The organism is Pollutimonas nitritireducens, assembly GCF_002849615.1.
GTDB classification, from domain to species: Bacteria; Pseudomonadota; Gammaproteobacteria; order Burkholderiales; family Burkholderiaceae_B; genus Pollutimonas; species Pollutimonas nitritireducens.
Genome location: NZ_PDNV01000020.1, coordinates 1 through 12,553 on the forward strand (window position 1 = coordinate 1; position 12,553 = coordinate 12,553).

At 52.4% G+C, this 12,553-nt stretch carries 8 protein-coding genes; 3 read left to right on the forward strand and 5 right to left on the reverse strand.

Translation table 11 applies throughout. The features are described 5' to 3' along the window. Positions 1–774 precede the first annotated feature (774 nt). On the reverse strand, positions 775–2,043 hold the full coding sequence (locus tag CR155_RS20230; protein ID WP_102071861.1) for a hypothetical protein: 1,269 nt from the start codon (positions 2,041–2,043) through the stop codon (positions 775–777). A 510-nt stretch (positions 2,044–2,553) separates the two neighbouring features. Next, positions 2,554–6,072, reverse strand: coding sequence for an SIR2 family NAD-dependent protein deacylase (locus tag CR155_RS20235; RefSeq protein WP_233214435.1), 3,519 nt, complete (start codon positions 6,070–6,072; stop codon positions 2,554–2,556). Positions 6,073–6,585: 513 nt separating this feature from the next. On the opposite strand from CR155_RS20235, the gene CR155_RS20240 reads away from it, so the two are divergent. Both CR155_RS20240 and CR155_RS20245 read left to right on the forward strand, forming a co-directional pair. After that, positions 6,586–6,879, forward strand: a complete 294-nt coding sequence (locus tag CR155_RS20240; RefSeq protein WP_102071863.1) for a helix-turn-helix domain-containing protein — start codon at positions 6,586–6,588, stop codon at positions 6,877–6,879. Positions 6,880–8,317: 1,438 nt separating this feature from the next. Continuing rightward, positions 8,318–9,379 (forward strand): replication initiation protein, encoded by a 1,062-nt coding sequence (locus tag CR155_RS20245; protein ID WP_102071864.1) that lies wholly within the window; start codon positions 8,318–8,320, stop codon positions 9,377–9,379. A gap of 95 nt (positions 9,380–9,474) precedes the next feature. Here the strand turns inward: CR155_RS20245 and CR155_RS20250 are convergent, their stop codons facing one another. Then, a complete protein-coding gene (locus CR155_RS20250) occupies positions 9,475–9,714 on the reverse strand; it encodes a type II toxin-antitoxin system Phd/YefM family antitoxin (RefSeq protein ID WP_102071865.1) in 240 nt (79 codons plus the stop codon). A gap of 307 nt (positions 9,715–10,021) precedes the next feature. After that, positions 10,022–10,288, reverse strand: a complete 267-nt coding sequence (locus CR155_RS20255; protein ID WP_102071866.1) for a hypothetical protein — start codon at positions 10,286–10,288, stop codon at positions 10,022–10,024. 450 nt (positions 10,289–10,738) lie between these two features. Here CR155_RS20255 and CR155_RS20260 point away from each other — a divergent pair, with 450 nt between their 5' ends. After that, entirely contained in the window at positions 10,739–11,023 is a 285-nt protein-coding gene (locus CR155_RS20260; RefSeq protein ID WP_102071867.1) for a hypothetical protein, read from the forward strand. Between the two features lie 791 nt (positions 11,024–11,814). Here CR155_RS20260 and CR155_RS20265 read toward each other — a convergent pair. Further along, the coding region (locus CR155_RS20265; protein ID WP_143705225.1) for a Bug family tripartite tricarboxylate transporter substrate binding protein at positions 11,815–12,553 on the reverse strand (739 nt) is incomplete at its 5' end.

Consider the following 12,553-nt stretch of genomic DNA (forward strand, 5'->3'; position numbering starts at 1 on the left):
CTCACGCCGTGCATATGGCTTCAGGAACTTTGAGAATTACCGCATGAGAGTCTTGGCTCAATGCGGTTGGAACGGTGTGATCAACCGTGTCTGATGAATGCCCATCCCCCGTTAATGGGGAAGAGCCGCCTGTGCAGTTAAGCATAAAGTGACCAGATATAAAGCATAAACTGGCCAATATTCCGTCGGAAACCGTATTATTCGCGGCTAAATTGACTCGTCGCGAGAGACAGATAAACCATATCCTGGCCCAACGGCACAAAATAAAGCATAACTTGGCCAAAAAACATGCCCCGAAAACACAGTCTATTTTTACGCCTCTAACGGTGCAGATGCCACCCAGCGAGTTTGCACGAGCGATTGATGACATGAAATGCACCAGTGCACTGGAAAGTCTATTTTTTTGACCGGGGCTGTCTGAAAATGCAGAAAATAAATCAAGCCTGAGAGAATCGATCCACCAGAACGATTGGCGTTCAACTTCGCACGCGGAACCAACGAATTCGGAAGTGATCTACAGATATGCGCTCATCCCCTTAGTTGCCTCGTTCCTGATAACACGCACGTACCACCGCTCGCCTATCTGCGCCCGTCACCACAGCACGTCACCATCAAAAATTCGTCTGCTGAGCAAACAACCATGCTCTTAGCGTTCCGACTTCGAGACTGCTTGTTTATGACCGGCGGGGTGATTCCGCCTAAGCATTCCTGCTGAAAAAATAAATCTCGAAAGCGGGCAACAGCCCCGCGAGCTTCTGCTCGGAGCGAGCGGAGTTAATGCGCGGCGAGCGGTGCGCTATCAACGACGCCGATTGCCTTCCGTTTACGAACGACTTCGATAAATCCCCAGAGCCAAGTCTGGAACGAATCCTTCCAAATATCGCTGTGGCCGTTAAGCACGTCACCAGTCGTGGTCGCCACAATAAATGGATTGCGCTCTTGATCGCCGGGCTTCGGTTTCTTATACAAACAAAGTTTCTCAATGCAGAAGTCGTTATACCAAGGAAGTTTATTTCCGGCGTTTAGCGCTGAGCGCGGGGATCGATCGAGGCGATGGGTGATGTACTCCGTATAGTTGCCTAACGTCGTGCGTTCTCGTTCGTCCCACCTAGAGCCCAGCACCTGGCCAATAGGAAAGGCCACCTTTGTCGCTTGATCATTAGCGGTTGAGACTGCAAGCAGTATTGGTTCCTGATCTTTCCCGAACTCTTCTTGCCACCTCCGAGTGGCGTGAAACGCGGTGAAACGCGTAGCCTCAAACGCTGGGTTGATCAAAATCGTAAGGTCGATCACTCCATCGATATTTTGATAAGACGGTCGAATTAAGCCAGGGTGTTTCATCTGAAGTTCGTGCATTAACAGAGGCGCGACCGACGAGAATAGAATGCGAGCACCAAAGCTGTGGCCTATTCCAACGATGAAGTCGTTGCGGTTATGGCGCTGAACGCGAACACTCGCAATGGAACTTATAATCTTTGAGAAATTGGCTGCTGCACTGACTCTGTCGGCTGCGCCCTTGCGACTCCAAAAGCTAAGATTGTTTAAGACCGGTACCTTCGTGGATAGACCCGGCCAAGCCACATAAACGCCTATTACATCGCTTACAGGATCAGACGCAGCGACGGACGTGGTCAGCTTAGCGATAAGTGCGGAAAACTCTTGCAGATCAAGATCCATTTCCGACGCATCATGCTTCCACCCATGCACATACAAGACCATGAACTTCGACCGATCAGAGGGCGCTTGCCGTGCCGGGCTTCCCCTTAGCTCGTAGAGCAAATCGCTCCATTGACAACGGTCAACGAATTCGCCGTTACCGGTAAATTCAATGACTTTAAGAATGGGAGCCTTCGACGGGCGAGCTGCACTCCCCGGATCGAACCGCTTGTTCGTGAAGTGATCTTTGCCTTTATTAGGCAAACATTCCGAATTAGTATCAGCGGCTAGATTTCGATACTGACAGCCGGTTAAACCTAAAATCAGACCCAGCAAAAGCAGGATTCGCGAAAACAACAGACGGATCGTTCCGGTGCGGTTGCTCATTTCGACCTCGCTCGGTCAGGCTATTCTGAAGCTCTAAGGTTCAATGCCGCGCAGGCTGTCTCACGGCAAGGATTGCGAGCCCTATGTAGCATAACCACTCGAACAAGTCAAGCGGTACCGTCCGCGCCTGTTCCAGCTGTTGCGGTAACAGATCCTTGGCCACAATGCGCGTCGCGCCACTTGCCTTGTCGGTCGCAATGGCCAGCAATCCGATTGGCCTACATCCCACAACGAGCAGCCGACCCGCAACACCTGCAATTTTTGGGCGGTATGTACGCCAATGCCCGGTGGCTGAGGCAGGCATGAGGTGTGGCGATGCACTGAAAAGGCAGGTTTCGACCTATTGTGTTGAAAAACTCCCCGAAATGCGCACGTTTTGGATATCCTAACGTTTAGTCGATAAACGGGAGGGCACCGCAATGATGGTGAACAAACGGGCGTGCAGGATAGGCTTTTTATTCCTTCAATCTGGATGATCATGTGCCCCGGAAGCACTTAGCATCGATCTATTTAGTTAACAAAACGAACTTCTGGTAGTACATCATTCTGAAGTTCGGATTTCAAGTCCTCCAAACCTGCATAGCGATCCACCAGAAGCTTGGAGAGGCGATGGACCTCCTTGCGAACAGCGGGCAGATCGGCCATCGAGGGAACTTCCAAATTCTTTTGGTCGTAACGATACTCCTTGAGCACATGAGGCAATGCACCCGAAAGGCGGTCAAGCCCATAGTCATTCAATTGATCTTTTTCGACCATATCCCCCAACAGTTCAAGCGTAGAACTCAATCCTGGTTGCGTCCGTTGTTCACAAGCGTGAAGCAAAAGTTCTTCAATTTCGCGAGGGACGCCAGACTGAGCCGAAGCGTTTTCGATAAACTGCCTCATTGCAATATAGGCAGGATAAACGCGTATCGGATCTCGGCTGGCTATCGCAGACCGAATTAGGACAAAGGCTCGAGGTTGATAACTCGGCCATAGGCGAGCGACTTGAAATGCTGTTGCGGCCAGAGATGAAATATGCGGCAACCTTTCGGTATCTATCAACCGCTCAGCGATATCTTCGGGCAAGTCTTTAACATCTAAGCGTGTTAGCAAGCTTCGCGCCAAAAGCTCACCAATTTTACGTCCCGTCGCTTGGTCACGCGAATCGTCTCCCGACAGAGCCCAGGAGAGTGGATGTCTATCTTCTCTCGCATCGGGCGCCCAATCCAGACAACTTTTGACACAGAGGACGAGTAAATCTTTGGGAACAACAACTTTAATTCTTTCTAAACCCGCGTCGAGGTTGATCAACAATTCGTGCGCGATTTGGCCATCCGCCACCCCGCTGACAATCTTCTCAAGAAACAATGCGTTTGCGCGATTCTCGCCGGGTAGTTCCAGAAAAACCCATGGATGCAATTGAGTATCGCACGGCCACCCACCTGCACCGCAACGTGCCCATATGGCCGAGTTGAGTGCTTCAGACTGATCCGAAGTTAACTTGCCAGCACGATAAAGCACCTTAAGCCTCCTTAAGGCTCTGCCCCTGTCTAATTCCGCACCGTCCTTAACTAAATTGAGCAATGTATCAATTCGAGCAACGGCGTGCGAAGAAACGCTGAAATTCCGTACGTCCTCATCAGAAAATTCGTCAAAGAGTTCCGGCCAGTCTCTCTCGATTCCTCGTGCCCCCGCCTCGCCCGGCGTTTTCATGTCCAAGGCGAACCCCATTGCTTTCTGGCGTTCATCAGGCTCCATGGCTTCAATAGCCCCTTCCAAGACTGCGGCGCAAGCCGAGTAACTTCGCCACCAGAGGGCGGTAGAAGCAAGCAGGCCAATCATCCACTCAAAGGTCGCCAAGGCTTGTTTTGGTGGCGATCGAACAACGACCCTCGCCAGGAGCGCTAGAAGAAACACGAGATGATCCTCGTTCGCCCGGCGATCCTCCAATTTAGCAAGCCTGTCTACGCGTCGTGGGATCACACAAACAAAGTGTTCGATTGCAGCACAGCTCAGACGCGCGACTTGCATCCGTGGCATGATCCAATCGAGTACCTTTTGTTCTGACCCGCGATATCGAGCGAAAAAGGCCAGGAGATCACCTTCGTCACGGTTTGTAATCGCTCGGTATGCTGTCTCCATGCGGGTAGAGAATAGATTGAAACTCGCAATGCGTTCGGGTGCTCCAGTCCGCTCAATTAGTTCGAGCAGGCTATAGAATGGACACTCGTCGTCATCATTGAGTCGGATGGTGCCGCCTGGACGATATCGACCAGACTTAAACGAGAGCTGCCATTGCTCTGCGTCGTTGCGATTCCGATCGATTCTTTCCGATGCGAGCCTCTCGAGGCGGGAAATCGTATCCCAAGGATCGGCCTTTGCTGCAACGTGGCGCATTCGAGTTTCGTCACTTTCATCCTGAGGAAATGAACTACGATCGTCGCTCAATGCAAGGTAAGATACTCGATGGAAAAGAGCAGCCCATCCTTCCAAGGAAATCAGCCAAGCGGATTTTGGAGCTGATAGCAGTTTCTGACGGATGCGACGGAGCGCTGCCTCATATAGCTCTGCTGCCTCGCGGTGTCGAAAAACTGTCGCCATTAACCCGGCGCGCCGCATCATCCAGATCGGCTCGTCACTATCGAGAGCAGTGGCGGCGCTCAGAACCTCATCGTCATCCCAATCTATTAAGGCGTGCTGCCCTGTTTCGTATGCGTGATGTAGTGCTGCCTCCTCGCCTCCAATTGTGTTCAATCTAGCCATCCAACGCGTCCATTCGTCCCATTTTTGATAGCGACGCCATTCCGATGCAATTGAGGCACAAAGTTCAGTTTTCTCTGTTTTCGATAAGCTTTGTTCCGCGCTCCCGAAATGAGTGTCGGCACTTTCCATATCTTCGACATTGAGCCAGATTGCAGCCGTTCGATGGCGCCAAATCCGCTCTAAAGCAAAGCGCAAATGAGCCTCCGCAGACTCGTTCGTTTGTTGCACCGGTGGGAAACTGTACCGAAGCTGTTGAGCTTCTCGGTATGGGCTAGTTATCCAGCCAGGATATATGCGTTTGTCCTCTACCCATGCCTTTACAATTTGCCCACGAGTCGGGCGATCTTTTTCGTTTGCTTCATTCGACTGAAAAACAGTGTTGGAAGCCAGGTTCCATGCATAGGGTGAAGGCGGCCTTGAAGCCAATAACGCCGTAAAGAATAATTCGAGTGCCTTCTCGTGTTGCTCGTCGGAGTGCAAGGCTGATACGAGTGGCGCGAGATCGATAGGAGTTACATTTCTCCCCTCAAGTAGCGTCCTCGAAACCGGGGATAAGTTCAATACACCAACTAGCCGGATTCGTCGAGCAGAGACACTGAGGGTATCGCGAACCCACCCTGTCCAGGCTAAAAAATTTGGGTCAATGCCGGAAAAGCCAATCAGGCAAAGGTCATGCTCGAGCATTACTTGTTGTGCGAGGTTCACAAATGGCGCAAATTGCACCGGATAATTGCGATAGTTGTCTTCGGTAAATATGAAGGGCTTATGGGATGGTAACGATCCATGCAGCTTTACTATCCGGGGCTTGGCCCGATGCGCGATGTCTTGAACGGTCCTCACACAGCTATAGATTCTGTCTGGGGTTCGGGGTTTCGTGCGCTCAAGCAATGTATCCCAGTTGGTCGTGAGCACGTCCCGCCATGGAAGCTCCAAAAGCTGCTTATGGAGTGGACCCGGTTCCCATTGGTCATCTGCAATCAGACGGTGGATCAATTGATCCAACCCATTTTCACCGTGAAGCGTTTGATACTCCTGGGCTAATCTCAGAGAATCAGGCCCCTCTCCTTGGCCGTAGCGTAAGGCGGCTGCCATCTCTGTTTTGAAATCGCCCCAGAGTGGAGGAGCTGGGCTACTTTTCTCGCGGGTGCAAACACGACTAAAGCCCGCACCAACCATGACAGCGGCTTCATCCTGCCAAAGAGCACGAGCAAATGCCTCAAAAGCCGGAAAGTCAGGAAGGCCACGAAAGCAATCTAGAACCGACGAAGCGGCATCAAGGTTCATTTTGATCAATGCGTTTCCAAAAGGTTATTCAACTGTAGCTATGCGACCGATGGCCATTGGGAGTAAAGACGTGGTACGGATTGCCAACTCAGTGCAATTCGGCAACCTGAAACGCCACCGAAGCTGAAAATTGTGTGTTGCCAATTGATATCGAGCTTTGGAACGTCGCACGTATAAAGGTCGATAGCTTACGGCAAAGCAACATTAGGTATGGAATTCGTCGGTCGCTCAGATTTGAACCTACCTATCCTCTTTCACCCAGATGAAATTTCCGGAGCCTTTCCTTCCCGCAGACGCTAGCTTGCGAACTGAATGACAATCGACACAGGCAGTGCGGAAATTCGCTCGGCGCATCAGATGGCGTTCCATGGAATCGAGAAGTTATACCAACGGAATGTAACTTCGGTATAACGCCAAATATGTGCAGCTCAAACCGACGCCTTCGCCCTCACGGCGATTGATTCTCGCCGTTCAATACCGTAGCATTATTTATCCTGCTTTGGTGAGCAAATCATGCCTACAACACTCAGTGAAATCGCGCTGGCACTCCGGGAGCAAGCAAAGCGGCTTGAGATAACAGATGAGGCACTTCGGAAGAAAGCAGGCATTTCGCGGCAAGCACTGACAAAAGTGATGTGCGGCGAATCTGATGTAAAAGTCGTCGCCCTCCTAGCCGTCGCCGATCGCCTGGGCGTAGAAGTGGTATTACTTCCCAAATCTATCGCCGGCGCATTCGCCGACGAACTTTCGCCCATGCCGCCCTTGAAGACGAAAGTTCAAGCCATCGTCGAGCGCTTCAAAAACTAAGCTATTCGTTTAATGAGTCGCCTTACCTTTTTCCGGTACACGCTCTTGTGCGTCACGCAGGCCAGGGCCTTGAAATGAAGTACGTAAATAAAAGTTCGCATGTCGAAGTCGAAATTTAAAGCCCATGCGTTGAAGTTTTTACGTAAAAATGAAAGGGCACAAGGCGGCCGATTGATTACGGAAGGCAATTAATCATTGTTAAAAGTGCAAACAGCTGTTGGTGCGCCGGTGGGCTACGTACTGAACGTTCTTCGCGGGGCGGTGCGACGTCACGACGAGCCGCTTCCGCCCGTCGCCGACGATGACCGGGAGCTCTATAGCGTCCGTTCCTCGAGCCGCCGGGAAGATAAATGATGCATGCCTGTCCGCGGTCGTCTCGGAATGCGCTTGCCATGCGCTTCACCTCGACAAAAAACAGGGGCCGACAAACCCGCTGCTCGTCGATTGGCGCAGCGGGGGAAACAATATACCGCGCTACGGACGAATCAAGATTCGTCCTCTTCGTCGCTAGGTGTCAAATTGAATCCGGAAAACCTAAAGGATTGCCCAACGGCGGCCTTCACTCAGCACTAAACGGGGACATTGGGCAATCCATTGGTCTGATTCAGGACATGGCGTGCATAACCCCGCCCATCCCTGGTAAGCCGTCGATGATGCTCGCTCCAGTGCGAAAAAGACGGTTCAGTTCTACAACGCGCCGTTGCCCGCGGCGAGAGCCCGCTATCGATTCGAAAATCACAAAACGCTCATGTCACCAGGCTGTACAAATGGCTTACCAGGATAGCCAGTAGAAACGCGTTGTGAAGTGGCAGGCCGACGATTAGAGCGCGATGCTGGAAGTCCGAATCTGGTACGGCAGCGCCGGATAAACGTCTTAAACGATTATAGGGGTACAAGATTAGGGCGGCCTTACGCTCGACAAACCACTTAAATATCAATATGTTAAGAAAATATCTACGTGTTTCTCCGTCACCATATCCACGTTGCGCTGTCACGATCCCTGCGTTGTGAAGTCGTGAAAAATCGACATGCACGTCAACAAATGTGTGTTTCGACGTCAACCTGCGTTCTTAGCAATCGCCTCAATGTAAGTACAGTCGCCCGCTATATCGGACTTAATCAACGATCATAGGCCTTCTACCGTGCCAATGTCGATAAACACAATCGAGACGAGACATGAGCTTTCCGGAAATCGGCCGTGGAGCGCCCGCGCACTGTAGTGAGTTACCCTGCTTGAATTTGAGCTCCGGAACTCAATGGTTTGGCTATACAGGTTATCAACCCTTAGGAGATAACCATATGTCGCAGCGACTATGCACCACCTCGCCGTCCCGCTTACGGTCCATCACTCCGCCATGGCCGCGGGGCGAAACACGATACGGCGTGGTCCATCTATTACCAGACTTACCACAGTATAAGCACCCTCGGAGCTTGAACCATGCTTAAAAGACAGTCAGTCAAAAGGGACATGTTGTCGCTCCGAGAACAAGCCACCGCTACTATGAACGCCGCTTGCAGCGCGGATAACGCACAAGCTAGTTTGCATTTAAGGAACGGCGCAACGACACTGGATAAATTAGCGGACGCAAAGCTACGCGAGTTTAACGCCGAGCCCATCTTGGATTTGGCGGACAATGCTTCGGCACAAGAGAGACGGCAGGCACGGCAGCGGCGCGCCGTACGACAGCGAGACGACGTCTATTTACCTGCCTGTCGACCCGGCGAAGTTTCACTGCCCAATATTTTCCTTCGATCGGCCTTATTCGCTGCGGCTACCCCCGGCACCGACCTGTGCGACGCACACCTTGCTACGATGGGCGACGCCGCAGTCGTCATGACGGGCCCGCGATTAGGTACTGTCGATAGGCGCGTTTTCGCCGCACTGCTGAGTCACTACAACGAGGAGGACAGGCCTTTATCGAAAGCGACAAATCCCAGTTGGATCGAAATTTCGTTATGGCGTTTAGCCCAACTGACCTCGGGAACGCACGGCGCCAATGTGTACACCTCGATTCTCAATAGTTTGATCCGTCTCAGTTCCGCACAGACCCGCATTCGAGTAAATAGGCGGGATGTTCCCATATCGAAGCTTATTGAGATCGCGATAGATGAGCACCATGCCACCAGCGACAATGACCGCGGCCCTCTGCACCGCCACGCCAGAATTCGCTTTCGAATCGGTGAAGCAATAGCAACGCTCTTCGGCCCGTACACATGGACCAGCGTCCATCTTGAAGACCTTTCCAAGCATGCCGGCCTTCGGGCTTGGCTTGCCGGTTTCTTCAGTAGCCATGCGAAGCCGTATCCCTCCCGAGTGACTGATCTTCACAAATATAGTGGATCCAGCTGCGACTTACGCGAGTTTCGCCGACGTCTTAAAAGATCTTTAACGCAACTCCAATCAACAGCCATACCGCAAGTAGATCGCGTGGCAACTTTCGAGCTAGCCGACGACAAAATAACTGTGACCATGGAGAGCTGGCGAATCACGCGCGCATGACATTCTGCGAGCTAGAACGCCGCTCCGGCCCTATTGGTTCTCGATGAGCAGATCCATTGCGCCAGGTGTTCTTTTAAATAACGTAAGAGGCATCATCACTTCTTGCTGAAGGCTTTTCCAATGTCCTCGTTATAGCGGTCTATTGTCTCGGGGACGTGAAACTTTCCTTTAGCGACGCCAATGCGGTGGCCAATTGGAATTGGATCCATCGGAACCAGTTTCGCGACTGGATGGCCGTGGCGGGTGATGGTAATTTCAAGGGCTTTCCCCAGTTCAATGGCTTCAACTAAGCTGGATAGGGAAGATTTGGCTTCATCAAATTCGACGGTGCACATAGCTTTCTCTTTGACACGATACCTGCCAGGAATCGAGATGAACGTCTTCAGTACGGTGAGGGCACCAACATGCCCACGCGAAATTCCAGCGTGCCCACGCCGACGATATAGCCTCGAGCCACATCTTTAGATGGAAGCGGTATTGTGCATACCGAGCATCAGGCGTTACACATGGGTGCCTTCAACCGATGATAGGCTCGCTAACATCTGTCGTCTGACACCGAGAACTCCCCGTCCGCAGATCAGCCGCAACGTCTCCCCATATTGCATGTCGTTACCTGCGGGCCGTATTCGCCCGCACATTGCTCTACCTCCGTTCGCGCTCTATCCCGCTAATGCGCTCGTACTTCGCGCGCGATTCTTTTACGCTCGGCTCATTATTGACTAGGCGAGTTAGTAAGGCCAGCGGTGAATTGGGGGGCTCAGCCGGCAAGCTATCGAACACTTGCCAGGCGTTATTCAATATGCCACGTAGGCGCTTGATCTCGCGCAGGAGCGTCAAGGCGTCAGCATTGACTATATTACGATCTTGGATCGCGCGAAGCTGGGCACCGGTGAGGGGTGAGCGTTTCATGGCGGATAAATGCTGTATTAAAACACAGTATTCTTACCATAAATGATGGGATAGAGCTCATCGATGCACGCCCCTCGCCTTCAAGCGCACGTCATACGACAATAGTCGTGAAGTTCGCCAGCGTATTGTGAACGGGGATTGCTTATTGCATTGGCAGGCCATTAGGCTCGACGCGAAGGCCGAGCGAACGAGCAGACAGAAGTGTTTGAGAGGCGGACAAAGTCACTTTCATCGAATCACCAGTGACAGGCCGGGGGCGTATCCAGTCCTCAGCCTGCCGTACTGTGCGTGGGTGAATGCTTGCCTGAATGCCATCGGGTAGGCTAAACGACTCTTTTTCACCCCAGCTACGAGATATTTTGTTTAGTAAATGTGATACTACGGGCCCTTGCAATTGTTCGCGTCGAGTTCCACAATAAAAACTCGCTAGCGCGCTGGGAACCATTACGTATGCCCCTACCTTCTCAATATCTCGTGATCAATCTTTCGCCCGAACAGCAACATACACTGCGCGAGCGGGCCGAGTTCTTTGGGCTTAAAGAAAGCGAACTAATCTTGTGGGCTCTTGACGCTATGACCGCGAGGTCCGCAGAGAGGGAAGTGCTGAATCTGCTTGACGAAATCGAAGCTTCTAGCAAGGCCGCATGCCGGGCGGTTGACGATGCGCTTTCCTTCGTAGCGGAGTCCAACCAAAGAATCGCACGGATGGAAGCAAGATCAAATGTCGTTCATTGACCTGTGCTGAGTTAGAAGTAATGGCAGACTTTGTACCATCCCAGGACAGAGCACGCCCCGGCACCGTCGGGTGCTTTGGCTGGAGCGTCCCTCTCTCAAGCGCGCTTCCAAATGGACAGCGCTCCAAGATATACCGCCACACTTGGGACCTGGGCAATGTCGGGGCGTTAAAGTTGGCTTTATATTCTGCATGAACCAGGAACTTCGACGGGTGTTCCCGTCGCGCTAAATCACTCAAAGGGCCTGCGTTGACTTTTCGACGCGCGAAACGTCCGACAGCAGCCATTGTCGACTTTCCCACGAGTGGGTGATGCCGCCCAATCATTCCTAGAATGGGACGTCTTCCCATACGTAGGTCAGCAAGCGCCCATAGTCGACATTTCTCTCGTAATCCCGTCGACGCTTGGGTATTCCGGCCTATCGTGATCAGTGATTCCGGTCTATCGTGACCGATTTCCCGGGACACGGAATCGACGATCGCGATGCCGGAATCAGCGGTCACGATACCGGAGCGGCGTCGTATCGCGCAGGAATGATGTTACGCATGTAGCAACCAACCGAGTACGCTGCCAGCTTTTGTCTGGAGACAGCGAATCGCCCCGGGCTCCGTGGAGGCCGGTCGGTTTAAGCCAGGCCTCGACGACGACCCTTTCAGCCAGTCCTCAGAAATCGCTGAGTCGGGCGATAAGATCCGCAGCGGTTCATACACGCCCGACTAATTCATCACAAGCTTTGGAGTCGAAATCGATGATCGACCCCGACTCACGACTTGATAACTCAGGGCAAAGGCCTCAGTTAATCTCCAGCTTCGCTTCCTTCACTAAACTGGCCCACTTCTTTGTCTCCGCCTCAACGAAATGAGCAAACTCTTCGGGCGACCCCGGAGCAGGATCCGCACCTTGGGAGATCAGTTTCTCTCGCACTGCGGGTTCATTTAGGACTTGTTGTAGAACGTCGTTGAGACGCTTCACGATTTCATCATCCATGCCAGCCGGGCCAATGAGACCGTACCACGTCGACATGTCGTAGTCGGGTACACCGGCTTCTGCCAGCGTTGCAATATCTGATGCTGCACCCGACCGTTCCTTGGTCGTGACGCCAAACGCTTTTCGGTCTCCACGCTTGACATGCGGCAAGGCGCTGGGCAAGTTTGGAAACATCACCTGGGTGGTACCACCGAGCAGGTCGGGCATCGCAGTGCCTGTACCCTTATACGGCACATGTGTCAGATCTGTGCCTGTCAGTTGCTTGAAAAGTTCGGCGGATAAATGCACTGAAGTCCCAATTCCTGACGATGCGACATTTAACTTACCAGGGTTTGCCCGCGCGAATTCAATCAGCTCTTTGACGTTGTTAAACGGCGAACTCTTGGGCACCACCATCACGTTAGGGGCCGTTAATATGCGCCCGATCGGCGTGAAGTCCTTAACCGGGTCGTAGTTCACGTTCCGGTACATAGCAGGATTAACAGCGTGTCCGATCGAGGTTACGAACAACGTTGAACCGTCAGGTGCCGCGCGTGCCACGTAA

Coding starts and splice junctions, on each gene's coding strand:
- CR155_RS20230 (WP_102071861.1), bottom strand. CDS start 2,043: ATGAGCAACCGCACCGGAACGATCCGTCTGTTGTTTTCGCGAATCCTG.
- CR155_RS20235 (WP_233214435.1), bottom strand. CDS start 6,072: ATGAACCTTGATGCCGCTTCGTCGGTTCTAGATTGCTTTCGTGGCCTT.
- CR155_RS20240 (WP_102071863.1), top strand. CDS start 6,586: ATGCCTACAACACTCAGTGAAATCGCGCTGGCACTCCGGGAGCAAGCA.
- CR155_RS20245 (WP_102071864.1), top strand. CDS start 8,318: ATGCTTAAAAGACAGTCAGTCAAAAGGGACATGTTGTCGCTCCGAGAA.
- CR155_RS20250 (WP_102071865.1), bottom strand. CDS start 9,714: ATGTGCACCGTCGAATTTGATGAAGCCAAATCTTCCCTATCCAGCTTA.
- CR155_RS20255 (WP_102071866.1), bottom strand. CDS start 10,288: ATGAAACGCTCACCCCTCACCGGTGCCCAGCTTCGCGCGATCCAAGAT.
- CR155_RS20260 (WP_102071867.1), top strand. CDS start 10,739: ATGCCCCTACCTTCTCAATATCTCGTGATCAATCTTTCGCCCGAACAG.